10 protein-coding genes are annotated in these 18,874 nt (G+C 46.6%); 9 read left to right on the top strand and 1 reads right to left on the bottom strand.

The window, feature by feature from the left end; genetic code table 11:
- Positions 1-210 precede the first annotated feature (210 nt).
- The 4 genes from GFS24_RS29405 to GFS24_RS03745 all read left to right on the top strand — a co-directional run bounded on the left by GFS24_RS29405 (position 211) and on the right by GFS24_RS03745 (position 9,355).
- Complete coding sequence (locus GFS24_RS29405; RefSeq protein ID WP_153658229.1) at positions 211-5,214, top strand: translocation/assembly module TamB; 5,004 nt, start codon at positions 211-213, stop codon at positions 5,212-5,214.
- Between the two features lie 7 nt (positions 5,215-5,221).
- The gene (locus tag GFS24_RS03755; RefSeq protein WP_153658228.1) at positions 5,222-7,516 is read left to right on the top strand and encodes a BamA/TamA family outer membrane protein; all 2,295 of its coding nucleotides are present in this window, start codon (positions 5,222-5,224) and stop codon (positions 7,514-7,516) included.
- 222 nt (positions 7,517-7,738) lie between these two features.
- Complete coding sequence (locus GFS24_RS03750) at positions 7,739-8,413, top strand: gliding motility-associated C-terminal domain-containing protein (RefSeq protein WP_153658227.1); 675 nt, start codon at positions 7,739-7,741, stop codon at positions 8,411-8,413.
- Positions 8,414-8,434: 21 nt separating this feature from the next.
- Positions 8,435-9,355, top strand: coding sequence for a PorP/SprF family type IX secretion system membrane protein (locus tag GFS24_RS03745; RefSeq protein WP_153658226.1), 921 nt, complete (start codon positions 8,435-8,437; stop codon positions 9,353-9,355).
- Here GFS24_RS03745 and GFS24_RS03740 read toward each other — a convergent pair whose 3' ends face one another.
- Entirely contained in the window at positions 9,356-10,528 is a 1,173-nt protein-coding gene (locus GFS24_RS03740; protein WP_153658225.1) for a molybdopterin molybdotransferase MoeA, read from the bottom strand. It lies immediately after the preceding gene.
- Between the two features lie 301 nt (positions 10,529-10,829).
- On the opposite strand from GFS24_RS03740, the gene GFS24_RS03735 reads away from it, so the two are divergent.
- The 5 genes from GFS24_RS03735 to GFS24_RS03715 all read left to right on the top strand — a co-directional run bounded on the left by GFS24_RS03735 (position 10,830) and on the right by GFS24_RS03715 (position 18,853).
- On the top strand, positions 10,830-11,810 hold the full coding sequence (locus GFS24_RS03735) for a hypothetical protein (protein ID WP_153658224.1): 981 nt from the start codon (positions 10,830-10,832) through the stop codon (positions 11,808-11,810).
- A 134-nt stretch (positions 11,811-11,944) separates the two neighbouring features.
- Positions 11,945-12,523, top strand: a complete 579-nt coding sequence (locus GFS24_RS03730) for an RNA polymerase sigma factor (protein ID WP_216647352.1) — start codon at positions 11,945-11,947, stop codon at positions 12,521-12,523.
- A 51-nt stretch (positions 12,524-12,574) separates the two neighbouring features.
- The gene (locus GFS24_RS03725; RefSeq protein ID WP_153658223.1) at positions 12,575-13,714 is read left to right on the top strand and encodes a FecR family protein; all 1,140 of its coding nucleotides are present in this window, start codon (positions 12,575-12,577) and stop codon (positions 13,712-13,714) included.
- Between the two features lie 30 nt (positions 13,715-13,744).
- Complete coding sequence (locus GFS24_RS03720; protein WP_216647351.1) at positions 13,745-17,128, top strand: TonB-dependent receptor; 3,384 nt, start codon at positions 13,745-13,747, stop codon at positions 17,126-17,128.
- A gap of 9 nt (positions 17,129-17,137) precedes the next feature.
- Positions 17,138-18,853 (top strand): RagB/SusD family nutrient uptake outer membrane protein, encoded by a 1,716-nt coding sequence (locus GFS24_RS03715; protein WP_153658222.1) that lies wholly within the window; start codon positions 17,138-17,140, stop codon positions 18,851-18,853.
- Positions 18,854-18,874: the final 21 nt, after the last annotated feature.

Genomic DNA, 18,874 nt, shown 5'->3' with positions numbered 1-18,874 from the left:
ACAATAAAACGCTGCAGATAAGTGAATTAGTATCTGTTACAGTTATTATCGTGTACGAAATTATACAATTTTCCCATTTATTACAATTATAATAATATGATAATAAATGATTTTCCGTCTACTGTAGGGCTTTAAACCCTTATTTTTGCGCACAGGTATGATATTTGCTCCGCAGTTTAACCTTTGACCATATAAAAACGTAATTACTAAGTGAGTATTCCCCGCCGGAAAAAAATTATACGCTGGATCTTTGGTAGTATAATAGCCTTGTTGCTGCTGCCTGTTCTGTTACTTATCCTACTACAATTACCTGTGGTGCAGGATTTCATGCGCGCTAAAGCGGAGTCTTACCTGCAAAAGCAATTAAAAACGGATGTAAGGATAGGCGGACTGAGCTTTTCCTGGTGGAACTCCATGACCCTGAAAAAGGTGTACATCGGTGATACCAGAAAAGATACCCTTCTATCCAGCGGTGAACTATCGCTTAAATACAACCTGCTGGCCCTCATGAGCAATGAGCTGAAGATCAACTCCCTCCACTGGCAAGATGCCGTGATCAACATATACCGGCCGGCAAAGGATTCCGCTTTCAATTACCAGTTTGTAATAGATGCCTTCAGCTCTCCTGCCGCAAAAGAGGATACACTGATAGAAGAGTCCGGCACCACGCTCACCTACCAGATCGGCAACGTGCAGCTTGAAAGGATGAACATCCGCTTTAATGACTCCCTCGGAGGTATGCTGGCCACCGTGACCCTTAAAAACCTGGAAGTACTGCCGGATACTCTGCAGCCGGATAAGGGCACTTATTATGTAAAGAACTTCCTGGCGGAAGGGCTCCAGGCTACGATCGTACAGCAATACCGGCCACCAGCCGCAAAAACCACCACTGAATTGGCGGAACCCACACCCTTTGACCTCGCCGTTAAAGAACTGGCCATCCACAACAGCCAATGGAGTTACAGCGATGAAGCCAGCGGATTATCCACACAAGGTTTCATTGGTAAACTGGCATCCCGAAGGTTACGCTTCGACCTGATCAAAACCCTTATTACCACAGATGAACTGGCGCTGGAACAATCAAAAGCCACACTCGATTTCCGCAAAGCCATGGACACTACCGTGGTAACAGAAGATACCAGCGCAGCGCCCAATACCTGGAAAGTACTGGCCAAACATCTGGGTGCCAGGGAAGTGGATTTTGCCATGACCAATCAGCTGGCTCCCCGCATCGCTTATCAACAGGCCATCGATTATAATTACCTCAACATACAGCACCTACTGCTGGATGTAAATGATATAGCCTATAGTGCAGACAGTACCACCGCTACCATTCTTGCCGGCGCCGTTACAGAACAAAGCGGCCTCCAGTTAAAAAAGCTGAAAGGAAAAGTGCGTTACACTAACCAGGAAGTGCAATTATCCAATTTCCTTCTGCAAACAGGTGAAAGTAACATAGATGCTGATGTACATATTAAAGCACCTTCCTGGTCTACCATTTCAGAACAGTTAGGTTTACTGGAGATCAAAGCCGATGTACGCCCCTCTACCCTAACGTTGAAAGAAGCTTTATTCTTTGTACCGGATATGCGTAGCAATCCTTCCTTGCAGCCCATGTGGAAGAAACGCTTAGCCCTGCATGGACAACTTTCCGGCAGCCTCGCACAATTGAATATACCGGGCCTCGAGGTAAAAGATAATGACCAGAACTATCTCTACGTAAAAGGCACTGCCTACCAGGTAACGGACCCTGATCGCATGGGCGCAGACCTCACAACCGTAAAAATGCTCAGCAGTAAAAGAGGCATTGAGTCCTGGTTACCACCCAATACCCTTCCTGCATCCATGCAGTTGCCGAATAAATTGATTGTGAATGGCGCTATCCGTGGCGGCATGCAACAATTAAAACCAGACCTGCTGGTAAGCACGGATATGGGCAATGCCAAACTGAAAGGTGAAGTAGCGGACTTTATGGATACAAAGAAGATCCGTTACAACATAGCCCTGGATGCACAGGAGCTTCAACTGGGAAAGATCCTCGGAGATACGGCCATGGGCAACCTGAACGGTATGGTAGCCGCTAAAGGAAAAGGTGTGGATCCGGAAACCGCCGATGCGGAAGCCAATATAGCTATCCGGTCGTTTACGTATAACCGTTACACCTACCATGCCATTAAGATGGATGCCACCCTGCAAAATGGCGCTTATACTGCTAAAGGGAACATCAACGATACCAGCGCGAAAGCCACTTTTGAACTGGCCGGCAAACTGGATTCCCTCCATCCTGCCATCAGTGCAAAAATGGACCTGGACAAATTCGATCTGTTCGCCACCCATTTTACAACGGACCCACTGATCGTAAAATCCTGCCTGGATGTACAACTGGATAATCTTGCCCCGCGTAAGCTCAGCGGATATGCAGCTATACACAAGCTGCAATTATCAGACGATAAGGAGATGTATTCCATGGACAGCATTCTCTTAAAAGCTACCGTGGAAAACGGTCTCCAAAAGCTTCGCCTCACCGGGCCTTTTGGGTACGTCAGTGCTACAGGCGATTTCAACTATCAGACATTTGCTACCGCAGCAGGTGCGCTTGTTACGCGCCACATAGAAGCTACTGCCACCCAGCCGGTAGCCAAAGGAGAAAGCCAATGGATGCAATTCGATGGCAGCCTCTCTATTCCTAAATCATTACGCAAACTATTACCGGATCTGGATCTGAATAAACCACTCACCTTATACGGACGGCTGAATACAGACAGCAGCTTCCTGGATGCACATTTCACCATCCCTGCCATGCGGTACGATTCGTTTATGGTAGATACACTGATGGCAGATGTAACAGTGGATACCGCACACATGGATGCTAAAATATTGCTGGCCCGTTTACGGCATCCACAGATCCCCTTACGGAGCACACGGTTATCCGTAGATGCCCGGAAAGGCCTGGTAGACTGGGATCTGCTGATAGGCAGAGAGAAATACAAAGTAGGTGGCTTAGTACATTTCCTGCCCAACGACAGCCTATTGATCTCCCTCAAAAAAGACCTTGTATTAAACCGACAGAAATGGGCCGTGAGCGGGGATAATAAAATGCTGATCCGCAATGGCGGCGTTGCATTTGCAGATATTGGTATTGAAAAAGGTGCACAGGGTTTGCTGATCACAACGTCAGCGCCTGAACGCAGTAACTATAAATTGCCGGACCTTACGGTTCAGCTGAAAGATTTCCGCTTAAGCACCATTACCAGCCTGATTGAAAAAGATACCGCACTGGCGGAAGGGATCAGTAACGGCCGCATCACCGTCACCAACCTGGATGATAATCCGCTGATTGATGGTAAACTGACGATAGACAGTCTTGCCGCCATGGGCACACCTGTTGGTCAGTTGCAACTCACCGCCAATACCACCGCAGCAAATGCCGTACAAGTGGATGCTACTATCCAGGGCAATGGAAATGATGTGCATTTAAAAGGAACATATGCAGATGTAATGGACATCCAGCTGGATATCGCCAAACTGAATATGAAAAGCGCAGAAGCTTTCACGTTTGGAAATATGACCCAGATGAAGGGAGATGTAAATGGAAATATAACGATCAAAGGAACGCTGGATAAACCCATCATACGCGGCAAGATGCATTTTGAAAAAGTAGCAGGCCGCGTAACCATGATCAATAACTATCTGCAATTACCGTCTGAAGACCTCGTGCTGGATGATGCAGGCATGCGTTTTAATCAATTTGTAATTGCGGATAGCTCAGGTAATGAAGCAGTGATCAACGGACAGATACTAACGAAAGACCTCACCAGGTTCCAGCTGCAACTGGATGTAACGGCAGAGAACTTTATGGCATTAGGCCCCGCCAATCCTAACGATCCGGATCAATTCTATTATGGCCCTGCCTACATAGATGTGCGTGCCCGTGTGCGGGGAACACTGGACCTCCCAAGAGTAGAAATGAACCTGAAGCTGCGGGAAAAATCACAGGTAACGGTAATGCTGCCGGAAGAAGAACCCGGCATTGCCAGCAGGGAAGGCATCGTTGAATTCTTTGATCCTGCCGAATGGCTGGATACCACCCTGCGCGTGAAAGATACCATCGCCGCTACCCGGCTCAAAGGCATCATCTTCTCCGGAGATATAGAAGTAACACCTGAATCCACCCTGAAGCTGGTAATAGACCGTACAAACGGGGACTTCCTGGAAGTAAAAGGAAATGCTACCCTGAACCTCACGATGGACCCCAGCAGCAAAATGAGCTTAACAGGGCGTTATGAGATCAATGAAGGAAAGTACTCCATGTCCCTCAACCAGCTGATCAAAAGAGAATTCAAAATAGAAAAAGGAAGCACCATCATCTGGAATGGCGATCCTTTAAGTGCGGATGTAAATATCAAAGCCAAGTATGATGTAAATGCAGTGGCCGGCGATCTGATCCAGGACCAGATCAGCAGCTCAGACCCAACAAGAGGCAGATACAATCAGAAAGTACCGGTAGAAGTATTTCTAAAGATCACCGGCGAATTGATGAAACCGGAGATCGGATTTGAACTGGATATGCCGGAAAAAGACCAGGGCGCGCTGGATGGACAGGTATATACCCGCATCAAACAGATCAACCAGGTGCCTTCTGAATTGAATAAACAGGTAATGGGATTGCTGGTGCTGAACCGCTTTATCTCTGAAAATCCATTCGACGGGCTGGATAGTAAAAGCGGCAGTGCTGCAGAAGATATTGCCCGGAAAAGTGTGAGCAAGATCGTTTCCCAGCAGCTGAACAACCTTGCGGGCAGCCTCATCAAAGGTTTTGATGTGAACTTCGATATGCAGAGTGAAAATGCTTACAATGACCAGGGCAGCAGAACAGAAAGCACCAATTTAAAAGTGGATGTATCCAAACGTTTATTCAGTGATCGTTTAACCGTAAGCGTGGGATCCAACATTGGTATTTCCGGTGCACAAACACAGAACCAGAATGCCAGCTCCATCATTGGGGATGTATCCGCAGAATATACCTTAACAAAAGATGGCCGTTACCGCGTAAGGGCCTATCAGCGCAACCTCACGGAAACCGTGATCCAGGGCCAGATCGTTGAGACCGGCCTCACCTTTATGCTGGTAATGGATTATAACGAGTTCAGGGAAATATTTAAGAAAACACCGAAAGAAAAGAAAACGGAACGCATCCGTAAGGAGAATAAGTAATAGCATCATGATCAGATCAGCACGATACATACCATTTGTAATAAGCATCCTGTTCCTCGCAGCATGCTCTACAACACGTACAGTACCGGAGGGAGACAAGTTGTATACAGGCGCAGATGTAAAGTGGGCAGACAAGAAGAAGCCGAAGGATTACAGCATACTTAAAACCGGCATGGAAGAACGGATCAGGCCTTTGCCGAATCGTAAGTTCCTGGGCATGCCCATGAAACTATGGCTGTACAATCTGGGCAATGAACCTAAAGGAAAAGGATTGAACTACCTGCTGCGTAAGAAATGGGGAGAAGCCCCGGTGCTGCTGAGCCAGGTGAAAGTAGAGAGAACAGATGATATCCTCACCAGCTACCTGGAAGACAATGGTTATTTCAATGCAGAAACTGAACACGAAATAAAAAACAAAGGCAAAAAGAAAGCAAGCATTACTTTCACCGCCACACCTGATGTACGATATACCATCCGCCGCGTGCGGTTTGATACAGATACCGGTTTGTTAGGTCATCACATCATGCTTACCACCGGAAAAACAGTATTGAAACCCGGCGCTAATTACAGCCTTGATAAAATAGTAGAAGAAAGAGAAAGGATCCATGATTTCCTGAAGGAGAACGGGTTCTATTACTTCACGCCTGATTATTTACTCGTACGCATAGATAGTTCACTGGGAAAACAACAGGTAGACCTTTACCTCGCCATCAAAAAAACAACACCACCCACTGCACTCCGCCAATATTACATGAAGAACGTGGAACTCTTCACCAACTATGACCTGGCAAAAGACAGCGCACAGCAATTCAGCCAGGGCGTACAATACCACAACTTCACGATCATAGATCCGGACTCTTTGTTTAAACCGATCGTGTTTGACAGAACGGTGTTCTTGCAAAGGGATAGTATGTACAGGTTAAGTTCGCACAACATCACTTTGCAAAGACTGGTGAACCTGGGCACCTTCAAATTCGTGCGGGGCAACTTCAGGCCGGCGCGGGACAGCAGCCTGCTCTATGCACGCTTCTTCCTAACCCCCTACCCTAAACGTTCGCTACAGGCAGAAATATCCGGCACCTCCAAATCCAACAGTTTTGTAGGATCGCAATTGAAGATTTCTGCTAAGAACAGGAACTTTCAACATAAGGCTAATTTGCTGGAGGTCTCACTCGGAGGAGGATTTGAAACGCAGGTAGGCGGCAAAACAACGCAGGTATCAACGAATGCGTATAGCCTCAATGCAGAAGTTGCACTTACGGTGCCACGCTTCTTCACCCCTGTTATCCGGTTCAATCCCCGTACACCTTATGTACCCAGAACACGGTTCAGCATTGGATATGAAATGCTGAGCAGGCCTAACTTATATAACCTGAACGCATTCAACCTGCAATACGGTTATATATGGAAGCAAACCAAATTCCTGGATCATGCATTGTACCCGGTGGCTATTACATATGTACTGCCATCCAGCGAATCGGATGAATTCAAGATTCAAAAAGCACTGGACCCGGCACTGGCACAATCCATTTCCAAACAGTTCATCCTGGGAAGTAATTATACATTAACTTATAATAACCAGTCCCCTGAAAAGTATCACAGCTTCTATGCTTATTTTAATACGGATATAGCCGGGAACCTGGTAGGCCTCTTTGCTAAAAAACAGCCGGAAGGAAATAAGACCATCGTCAATAACGACTTCTCTCAGTACCTGCGGTTCTCTATAGACGGCCGTCACTATTTCAAACTATCCGATAACTTCCGCTGGGTGAACCGCTTATTTGCCGGTTATGGTATTGCCTATGGTAATTCCATCACCATGCCTTTTGTGAAACAGTTCTTTAATGGAGGAAGTAATAGTTTGCGTGCATTCCGCGCCCGTACCTTAGGCCCGGGTTCTTTCAAGGATACCAGTACTCTCACAAACAAGTTACTGGCCAATGCCGCAGGAGATATCAAACTGGAAGGCAATTCCGAGCTACGATATAAACCCGGCAAACTGGTAGAATTTGCTGCTTTTGTAGACGCCGGTAATATCTGGCTGGGGAAAACAGACTCTACATCACAGGAACTGAAGGTGTTCAAAACCAACCGCTTCCTGAAAGAACTTGCGGTGGGTACCGGTCTGGGTATCCGGATAGATGCCTCCATCCTCCTGATCCGGTTCGATATCGCCTTCCCGCTCCGCAAACCCTGGCTGCCGGAAAAAGAACGCTGGGTATTCAAACAGATCGCCTTTGGAGACCCGGATTGGCGGAAGGAGAATTTGATCTTGAATATTGCTATTGGGTATCCGTTCTAAGAGCCGGTATTGCTATGAGATATCCTTTACAAAAAGCAGATATTAATATCCTCTCTAGGAACAAATACTGCCATTCTCAAAAATAAAATCCACCTCTCTGCCTTCAGTACATATATTTATTTTGTTTATTGATATAAATATTTAATATATTTGTTCCTAAACGTGGGACACCTGGAATAGGGGTCCCATTCGCAGCCCTATACATCAAAAAAACCTATCCTGATGAAAACATTTTTACCGCAAAAAATGGTACAAGTGCTTGTATTAATGGCTTTTACCATACTACTACAGGTCACCCTGGCAAGGGCAGGCCAGATACCAACCCTCCTTCAGTTAGATATCACGCACATTCATGAGAACAATGCTATAGGCCAGGTGATCGGCTCATTTGCATCAGATCCTGCATCCGGCGTATGTACCTATGCCCTCGCAGAAGGAGCAGATGATACCGATAATAACTCCTTCACCATCACCGGCAATGCATTGAAGGCCAAGGAGGTATTTGACTATGAAACAAAAGAGAACTACTTCATCCGCGTAAGATGTACAGATGCCGTTGGCGGTACACTGGAAAAGTCTTTCCTGATAGTGGTAGCAGACGTATACGAGGTGACTAACCACGTGGAAGCCACCAACCTCGTTACCCCTAACGGAGATGGGAAGAACGACAAATGGATCATCCGCAACCTCCCCGCGCATGGTAATAATGAAGTACGCATCCTGGACCGTTCCGGCCGTGTAGTTTATTATAAACGGAATTACAGCAACGAATGGGATGGCAAAACGTCCAGCGGAGAATTACTCTCAGAAGGTGTTTACTTCTATGTGATAGACTTCGGGGCCGGACTCAACTTATTCAAAGGCACTATTACCCTGATCAGAGACCGCAACAGATAAACCTATTAAATCCTATACCGGATGAAAACATATTTCTACAAACTCTCCCTGATACTTTTACCGGCACTGTTACCAGTGATCACAAAAGCACAACACTTTGGTAATGGCAATGCCCAGCAGGATCCGCTGGCTTCCCAGTACTTTCTCAACCCTTTCCTGGGCAACCCTGCCATGGCGGGGATAGACACAGGGCTTAACGTAAACATCAGCTACCGCAAGCAATGGACGGAAGTAAAGGATGGCCCTGTTACGAAACTGATCACGGCAGACTACCAGATAGATAAAAAAATGGGCGTTGGGCTTACGATATTCAATGACCAGGCAGGTATCCTCAACCGCACGCGGGTGGGTGTTACCTATGCTTATCACGTGGCACTGAATGAAGCAAAGAATGAATACCTCCACCTGGGTTTAACCATGGCGCTGGATAATAAACGGGCCATCCCTTCCAAAGTGATCGGCGATATGGATGATCCCTCCCTTCCGCTCTATAACAGCCGGGATAACTTCTTCGAATCTGATTTCGGACTAACGTATGTGAATGAACGTTTCACTTTGCAGGCTGCCATGCCTAATATGGTGAGCATGTTCCAGAATAAGAACGATGTGGAAACGCGTAATACTTCTACCTTCTATGCTGCAGCGAGTTATAAGATAGGTACCAATCACGAGCAGATCAATTCCTTTGAACCAATGGTAGCTTTCCGCGCTGTAAGAGGTTATAAGAGTATTATTGACATCGGTGGTAATGTGAAACTGGCTAAGGGTTTCGCCAGCCTGTTTGCCATGTACCATACCAGCAAAAGCTTTACGGCTGGTGTTGGGTTCCAGTTCAAGAACACCGTGGAAGTACAGGCATCTTATACATCACAAACAGCCGGTATTAAATCCAATGTGGATGGCAATTTTGGATTGAGTATGAAGATCCGTTTGTTTAAATAACTAAGAATTATCTACCCATGGATAAAAGGGAACGAGTGAACCTGGTTCAAGGTTTCCTGTATCTGTGCTGTGCAGAAAAATACCATCCGTCTGGGCCGCCGCAGTGATATCTCCGGCACCGGATGCAGGTGTTGCTCTGACTCTTAGACCATTTTTATTCGTTAGTACAGCAGGTACTATTTCATCTAATGTATGCACCGCCGCTTTGTAATCAAGGAAAGGCAGCAGCCATGGTTTTACCATGGGCAGGTTCCAGCAGGCACGGATATACGATTCCAGGAATAACTTGGCGCCTGCCTGTACGGAGAAAACATTTTTCGGAAATAACATCACCCTTGTTTTGGTAGGACTATACCCAAACCAGAACGGCTTGCAGGGTATTGCCCGCACCCTGAAAAACACCTGCTCCACTCCGCAATCCTGCAATATCCTGGGCAGTACCGAGGAATCCACCGTCGTTAAACCACCACTGATCAATAACAGGTCTGCATCCAGCGAATCGGTGACCGCCTGTTCAAAAGCCTCTTCCGATACCACCAGGCTGGACGTTACAGGAATGCCATATTGCGCCAGTAAACCGGTAAAGGTATAACTGTTGGTTTCCCGCAACTGCTCTTCATTCACCGTAGCACCGGATACCCGTAATTCACTTCCCATAGAAATGATCACTACTTTCGGCGGGCGGTAAACGGTAATGTGTTGCATACCCAGCGACGCTAAAAGCCCCAGGTGCTGAAACTGCAAACGGCAGCCCGGTTCCAGCATGCTATCGCCCGCCCGTGCATTCTCTCCTTTCCGGATAACATGCTGATACTCCCTGATATGATTATTGGAAACAGATACATTTCCGTTCTTTTCTTCCACATCCTCCGCTCCTATCACCGCATCCATTTCCGCCGGCAGGATGGCGCCGTTCTGGATCCTGATCACATGACCCGGCAAGATCTCCTCACTGGAACTGATGGGAAAGAGTTTCTTTTTGGCACTGAGATAATCACTGATGCGGATGGCAAATCCATCACGAAGGGAACGGTTAAAGGGAGGATAATCCCGGTCGGCTGTTATTGGCTCAGCTAATACACGGCCCACAGCTTGTTCCAATGGTAAACTCTCTGTACCCCAGCTGGTTCGGCAAGCCGCAATTTGCTGTATGGCAGCGGTGACACTGATCATGATATATGGTGGTTCATGTGCGTCCTTTCGTCACATGTAGTATTAACTAATATTTACTTTCCTGCCGAAGTAAAATACATTTCTTTATTATTATTTCATACTTGTTTAATATATCATTATTATTTATGAATATAAACGAATTAAGCACCTCAATCTATTATATTAATTTATTCAATATACATCGTATTAACAATTGAAACGCCCACATGTTAATGTTAAGCAATTGTTAACCGGGATTTACTAAATTTAATTCTCCAATCTAGTTTATAGCCAGAATTTCATCACGCGTAAACTATGTCAAATGCACCAAGATCTACAAGAACGTCCACGTTTGCACTACCCATGGCCGGATCTGATCAGTCCCTATGTTGACGAGCTGGAAGAAGAGATCAATACCTGGTTGCTGCATTCCTATGACTGTATACCTAAAGACATTAAGCGCAAGTACGAAAAGACCCGCTTAGGGCATATCACTGCGCGTTTCTTTCCTTTGGCCAGCCGGGAAAGGCTAACTCCCTTAAACATGAATTCCCTCTGGGGCATTGCCTTTGATGATTACCATGAACACTGTACCATTGACCAGTTAAAACGATTAAAACACCGGGTGGAAGATATCCTGATAGGTGCACCACCCCTGAAAGAAGAAAATGCCATCTTCTGGCAACTGGCCGCCATGCGGGATTCATTCGCGCAATTCATGCCCACTAACTGGCTGGCCCGCTTTTCCAACAGCATGGGAGAATATGTGCAGGGTATGGTGGAAGAAGCGCCCTTTAAAGCAAGACTCCACTCCCCCAGCCTCCGCGAATACATGGAGATCCGTATGAAAGCAGTAGATGTATATCCCCTGGTTTCATTTGCGGAAGTAGTGATAGGATACACCTTCCCCAGGGAAGTGATCTATCATCCGCTCATGCGCCGCCTGGCGGACCTCACCTGCCGCATCGTAGCCTGGTGTAATGATTACTTCTCTATCTGGAAAGAAGAAGATAAAGACATTATGAACATCATCATGGTAGTGCAGCATGAATATAAAATATCCCGGGAAGAAGCATTTGCAGAAGCCGTAAGGATCCACCAGGCGGATGTAGACGAATACATCAACCTCTGCAACCATATGCCGCACTTTGGCATCCATAACGAGAAAGTAAAAGAATTCATCCATCATAATAACCTGATGATCCAGGGCCATAAATCATGGTACGAAAAAGATACCCAACGGTATAAACCGGGTGGACACCCCGAAGCAGATCAGTTCAGAGGGGTGGAAGTTGTCGTGTGAATGTTCTTTTTTTTCAGGCCGGTAGTTTTTACCGGCCTTTTTTCTATCTTTATTAAATCCGCGTTAATAAATATCATTCCAAAAAACTGCATTGTCTTTTACCACTACTTTTACAGTGTAATCATTCAACCACCTTGGCTGCTATACCAACATATAACGAACAACACCTGTTGCAGTTACTGTCTCAGAGTAATGCAGAAGCATTTGAAACGCTCTATGCAAGCTACTGGGAGTCCTTATATAATGCAGCTTATAAAAGGCTGCGGAATGAAGATCAATGCAAGGATGTGGTACAGGATGTGTTTACAGATCTGTGGACGAGAAGGGAAACACTGGCCATAGAGAACCTGGGTGCCTACCTCCATACTGCCGTACGTTTCCAGGTATTGAAACTCATTAACAAACGCAGCACAACAGACGCATTTACAGATCCCTTTGAATCTGTTATCATATCTTATTTAAATGCAGACGGGAAGATCAGGGAAAAAGAACTCTCCCGTATCATCCACGCCTGGATGGAAGAACTTCCCCGTAAACGCCGTGAAATATTCTTACTTCATTTTGAACAGGAACGCTCTACCAAAGAGATCGCCTTACAACTGAACATCTCTCAGAAAACCGTTCAGAATCAATTGGGTACCGCAGTGCAAAGTCTCCACGCCCATATTGCCATTCAGCTGCTGCTGATTGTAGCTTCCAGCGTACATCACTAAAATTATTTTTCTTTTTTTTGGGAGTTTTAACATTTCCCGGTACAAGATGGTATGAAGAAATCGTTTATCAATCTCATCAGGAATTACCTTTCCGGCCAAAGCACCGAAAAGGAAAAACAATTCGTGGAAGAGTATTACGATGCCTTTGACGACAGAGCGGATGTATTGGCAGAACGCAGCATAGAAGAGAAGAACGCACTGGCTGATCAGATGAAACAACGGATCTTCCAAAAGGCAGGATTGACAACAGCAACAGTGATCATTCCCGTTTACAGGCGTACCTGGTTCAAAGCAGCCTCCGTGGTGGTATTGCTGGGAACTGCCGCTACCTTTTACCTGCTGAAGCCTTCCGCCAAAAAGGAAACACCGGTTATAGCAAAACAAACACCCATTGTTCCGGGTGGCAAAAAAGCGATCCTCACCCTGGCAGATGGCAGCAGCATTACGCTGGACGATGCACAGAAAGGAAAGCTCACCATGCAGGGGCATACCAATATTGTTAAACAGGATGAAGGGGAGTTGGTCTACGATCAGCAAACCACCACATCTAGCATTACTTTATATAATACCATCAGAACACCACGGGGTGGAGAATACCAGGTAGTATTACCGGACGGCAGTAAAGTATGGCTGAATGCAGCCTCTTCCCTCCGCTTCCCTACTGAATTTTCAGGAAAAGAACGCCGCGTTGAACTAACTGGCGAAGCCTACTTCGAAGTAGCAAAAAATAAACTCAGTCCATTCATTGCCACGGTGAATGGAATGGAAGTAACCGTACTGGGTACACATTTTAATATCAAGGCTTATGAAGATGAAGCCAACATCAGAACAACTTTGCTGGAAGGCGCTGTACGCGTAACACTGCAGGAACAGTCTGTAGTATTAGCGCCCGGGCAACAGGCCGCTGTATTATCCGGCAATAAGAACATCAAAGTACGGCAGGTGGATGTGGAAGAACAGGTGGCCTGGAAAAATGGCTACTTCCATTTCAGCGGCGAAAAGATTGCTGTTGTGATGAAACAACTGGAAAGATGGTATGACCTGGACATTGTGTATGAAGGCCAACCTACGCATCATTTCACAGGTACTATCTCCAGGAATGCAGACATCACAAAAGTGCTTAAAACGCTTGAAATGACGGGAGGCGCCCGTTTCAGAACAGAAGGAAGGAAGATCACCGTACTGCCGTAGATCTCAAAAAAAAATACTTAAACAAGACAGATGAAATTGAAAACTTTCTACAAAGTTTCGGGCCAACCTATGCCCATTATGTTCCTGTTGTTATTCCTGTTCTGCATGCAGGCGGCGGCCATGAGCATTGCACAGGTAAAAATAACACTGGTCTACAAAGATGCACCGCTGGATAAAGTATTTAAGGATATCCGGAAACAAACAGGTTATCTCTTCGTGTACACAGAAGAAACACTGCAAACAGCCAAAACCGTTAATGTGAATGTGCAGGATGCTTCCCTGAAACAGGCGCTGGACATTTGTTTCAGCGGTCAGCCATTAACGTACAGCATTGTAGATAACAATGTAGTGGTGAAAGCGAAAGAAAAAACATTCACCGCTGCGCCTGTTGTGGCAGACACGCTGATAACAGGTACTGTTACATCCGCTGCCGGCGAACCATTACCCGGTGTGAACATCCGGATAAAGAACAGCAGCAACGGTACCATCACTAACGACAAAGGTAACTTCAGCATTAAAGCACCTTCCTCTGCCACACTTACCTTTTCTTATATCGGTTACCTCACACAGGACTTAACCGTTAGCGGCAGAAAGAATTTTAACGTTCGCCTGCAGGTATTTACAGACCCTATGAATGAAGTAGTGGTGGTAGGTTTCGGAAAGCAGAAGAAGATCAGCGTAACAGCTGCCATCTCTTCCATCGGCACAAAAGAACTGCTGCAAAGACCACAGGCCAACGTGAGCAATCTACTGGTGGGCATGCTGCCTGGTGTGATAGCTGTGCAACGCAGCGGCGAACCGGGCAGTGATCAATCCACCATCAGGATCCGTGGTACAGGTACCTTCAATGGTAGCGCGGACCCACTCATCATGATAGATGGTATTGAACGCCCGGAATACAATAGCATTGATCCGAATGAAATAGAATCCGTAAGCATTCTCAAGGATGCATCCGCCACCGCCATCTATGGCGTAAGAGGTGCAAACGGTGTGATCCTGATCACCACACGCAGAGGAAAAAAAGGATCACCGCCTTCCATGAGTTACACAGGCAACGTGGCCTTTCAAACACCCACCCTCCTGCCGGACTATCTGGATAGTTACGACTATTCCCGCCTGTACAACGAAGCATTGAAGAACGACACCTATATCACAGGTTCTCCTTACAATCCCAGGTTCAGCGAAGCAGATATTGAAGCTTACAAAACAGGCTCTGATCCCATCTTCCACCCTAACACAAGATGGATGGACATCTTCCTGCGGGATTATTCCATGCAAACACAACATAACCTCAACATCAGTGGTGGCGGTGATCGTGTACAGTATTTTATTTCCGCAGGTTATCTTAACCAGCAGGGAATATATAAGTACTCTGAACTAAGTCCTGATTTCAGTACAAACGCAAAGAACACGCGTTATAATTTCCGTTCCAACCTGGACTTCACCATCACCAAACGTTTTACCGCCAATGTGCAAATGGCTGCGCAGATAGAAGACAGGAACTATCCCGGTAACTCTGCTGCCACCATCTGGCGCGATATCTCCTGGACAAACCCACTGGGTTCTCCCGGATTAATAGATGGCAAAGTAATTCGCCTGCAAGGTCAGACCTCCGTGGTGAATCCTTTCTGGACCTTACTCAGCGCAGGTTACTATCAGCAATTCAGAAGCAATCTGAACAGCTCCGTGCGCCTGAACCATGAACTGGACTTCATTACCAAAGGGCTCTCTGTATATGGAACCGTAGCTTATGATATCTTCTACAGCCAGGCTATTACCCGCTCTAAAGAGATCCCGTATTACATTGCCATGAAGGACCTCAGCAGTCAGGATAGCGTGCGTTTCATTCCACAAGGGGAAGAAGGCCCGCTGGGTTTCGCTGAAGCCATGGCCAAGAACAGGCGCATATATGCAGAAGCAGGTATCAACTACTCCCGTACTTTTGGCAGGCATACTTTTACCGGCCTCGTATTATACAACCAAAGCAAATATTATTCACCAGACCTTACTTTACTTGTGCCCAATGCTTACCAGGGTTTGGTAGGAAGGGTAACGTATAATTACGATAACCGTTATCTCGCGGAAGTGAACATGGGATACAACGGTACAGAGAACTTTGATAAAGGAAGACGTTTCGGTTTATTCCCTGCCATCTCTCTCGGATGGGTAGCCTCACAGGAAAAATTCTTCCCTGCCAATACCGTGATCAGTTACCTGAAGATCCGTGGTTCATATGGTGAAACAGGGAATGATAAGATAGGCGGACAACGTTTCCTCTACCTCCCTTCTTCCTATGGTTACAGCGGCAATTATTACTATGGCACTGTAGGGCAGAATTACCAGTCGTATGGCGGCTCTGTAGAGAACAAGATCGGCAACCCATTACTCACCTGGGAACGGGCTAAAAAGAGCAACCTCGGCCTTGAAATAAACCTCTTCCAGGACAAGCTGACCTTTGTAGGAGATATCTTCCTGGAAAACCGTAATAACATCCTCGCTAACCGCGGTACCATTCCTACCATTGTGGGTGCAGACCTGCCGGCGTATAACCTTGGCCGTATGAAGAATGCCGGCTTTGAAGGAGAAATAGGTTACAAAGGAAAAGTGAATGCTTTCAGCTATTGGGTAAAAGCCAATTACACTTTTGCACGTAACAAAATATTGTTCATGGATGAAGCCCCTAAAACATACGCGTATCAAAATACCACAGGTAACGCTGCCGGCCAGTTCATGGGCCTGCTCACAGATGGCTTCTATAATACATGGGACGAAGTGAATGATCCCAAACGCCCGGTAAGCCAATGGAATAACAACAAGATCCAGCCCGGTGATCTGAAATACATAGATGTGAATAACGATGGCAAGATCAATGTAGACGACAGAGTGCCCATTGGTTACGCCAACATCCCCGAGAAAATATTCGGCATCTCCTTCGGCGGTAATTTTAAAGGATTTGATGCTACCGTATTGTTCCAGGGCGCAGCGAATGTTTCCATGCAGTATTTCGGCCGCGCATTATGGCCTTTCATTAACGGACAGGAAAGCGCGAAAGAAAACATCCTGGACCGCTGGACGCAGGAACGGTATGACCAGGGCCTGCCTATCAGTTTCCCCCGTTTATCTATGAACCCCAACCGTAATACAGATCATAACTTCCAGGAATCTGATTTCTGGACGAAAGACGCCAGTTACCTGCGCCTCAAGAACGCAGAGATCGGTTACACTTTCCGTGGTGTGCTCATGCGCCGCTGGGGATTGAACGGCGTACGCATGTATGCCAATGGCGCCAACCTTTTCACCTGGAGTGATGCGAAAGAGTTTGATCCGGAATCTCCTTCTGCCGGTGGCAATACGGAGATCACAGCTTACCCTTTACAGAAGATTTATAACATCGGTGTTAATATAAAATTTTAATCAGCGATCATGAAAAGAACTATTCTTTTTCTATCAGTCATTTTCCTTTCCTGCAACAAGGATTACCTGGAAAAACCACCAGGAGTGGATATCACCGAAGATGTCATTTTTTCCAGCATGACGCAAACGGAAACATTTGTGGCTGGTACTTACCAGGCTTCTATTCCTAACGGATATCCATTAAGCGGTGCATTGGAACGCCGCCTGAACGGAGGCATCCTGGCAGCCGCCTGTGATGAGGGAGACATGGCTAACACCTGGACTAATGCACAAGGCTGGAACACAGGTGTTATTCCAAACAACAACATCATCTGGGATGAAGACGAAAGAGTGAATTCCCGCTGGCAGGCTATCAGGAGATGTAATATCCTGCTGGAAAGAACAGACGGTGTACCCGGTGCTACGGAAGAGTTTAAAAAACAAGTGAAAGGCGAAGCGTTTTTCATGCGTGCCCTGCTCTACTTCGAAACTGTTAAACGTTATGGTGGTGTACCCATCGTAGATAAACGGCTGAATGCAGATGATGAGATCCTCATCCCCCGCAGTTCACTGGAAGAATGTATCGACTTCATCATAAAAGATTGTGATGCAGCCCTGGACCTTTTACCTTCTGCACAAGCTGCTGCTATGCTGGGCAGAGCCACAAAAGGCGCGGTGCTGGCATTGAAATCAAGAACATTATTATATGCGGCCAGTCCGATTTTCAATACAGCCACCCCTTACATAGACTTCGGCACTAACAATAAACTCATCTGCTACGGCAATTATGATGCAACCCGCTGGCAGAAAGCAGCAGATGCCTCCAAAGCAACGCTGGACTGGGCTGCCGCAAATGGTCTTGGCCTCGTAAAAGAATATGGCGCTGCCCGCAATTATGAAATGATGTGGACGTTGCCTGATAACAAAGAAGTGATCCTGGCCAGCAAAGCTTACGGCGGCTGGGGAAGAGGCGCACGCCCCTTCCAGGTGATCCTTCCTGCATGGGCTGGTACCAGCTGGCAGGATGGCGGTGTATCCGTTCCGCTGAACTTTGTAAAGTACTATGAAAAGAAAGACGGCACACCGCAGGATTGGAATGCTGCCGGTGGTAATGACCTCCTGAAAAAATACAGCGAATTAGATCCCCGCTTCAGGCAAACCATCGTAGCACACGGTGATGTATGGAATAACGCTGTCGGAAAAATATCCCTCTACGGTGCTCCGCATAATACTTATTGCAGAGGCGGCCATTGGATGCTCAAAGGTATTCCCCGGGACCTGCCACCAACCGGCACGCCCACCTTTATCATCAACTGGGTAGTGTTCAGATTGGGAGAAGTATACCTCAACTATGCAGAAGCTTTGAATGAAGCAGGTAATGCTCCTCCTGAAGAAGCGTATGCTGCGGTAGATGAAGTAAGGAAAAGAGTGGACATGCCGGCTTTGCCCCGCGGGCTCACCAAAGAAGAATTCCGTAAACGCGTAAGGAATGAACGTACAGTAGAACTCGCCTTTGAAGAACATCGTTTCTGGGATATCCGCCGCTGGCTGATCGCTGGAGATGAAGGTGTAATGAAAGGTGCTTTCTACGGACTGAAGATCACGGCTATCCCCGGCAATACAACAGAATCTGCCTGGCTGCCGGTGGTATTTGAAAACCGCGTGTGGAACAACAGGGAGTACCTGCATCCTTTCCCCAGCGGAGAAATATTCAAAGGCTACCTGGTACAAAATCCCGGCTGGTAATTAATAAAAAACTGGAAAATA

This window comes from Chitinophaga sp. SYP-B3965 (assembly GCF_009647655.1).
Taxonomy (GTDB): domain Bacteria; phylum Bacteroidota; class Bacteroidia; order Chitinophagales; family Chitinophagaceae; genus Chitinophaga.
This window is presented reverse-complemented; position numbering and strand designations above follow the sequence as displayed.

Coding starts and splice junctions, on each gene's coding strand:
- GFS24_RS03750 (WP_153658227.1), top strand. CDS start 7,739: ATGAAAACATTTTTACCGCAAAAAATGGTACAAGTGCTTGTATTAATG.
- GFS24_RS03740 (WP_153658225.1), bottom strand. CDS start 10,528: ATGATCAGTGTCACCGCTGCCATACAGCAAATTGCGGCTTGCCGAACC.
- GFS24_RS03735 (WP_153658224.1), top strand. CDS start 10,830: ATGCACCAAGATCTACAAGAACGTCCACGTTTGCACTACCCATGGCCG.
- GFS24_RS03725 (WP_153658223.1), top strand. CDS start 12,575: ATGAAGAAATCGTTTATCAATCTCATCAGGAATTACCTTTCCGGCCAA.
- GFS24_RS03720 (WP_216647351.1), top strand. CDS start 13,745: ATGAAATTGAAAACTTTCTACAAAGTTTCGGGCCAACCTATGCCCATT.
- GFS24_RS03715 (WP_153658222.1), top strand. CDS start 17,138: ATGAAAAGAACTATTCTTTTTCTATCAGTCATTTTCCTTTCCTGCAAC.
- GFS24_RS03745 (WP_153658226.1), top strand. CDS start 8,435: ATGAAAACATATTTCTACAAACTCTCCCTGATACTTTTACCGGCACTG.
- GFS24_RS03755 (WP_153658228.1), top strand. CDS start 5,222: ATGATCAGATCAGCACGATACATACCATTTGTAATAAGCATCCTGTTC.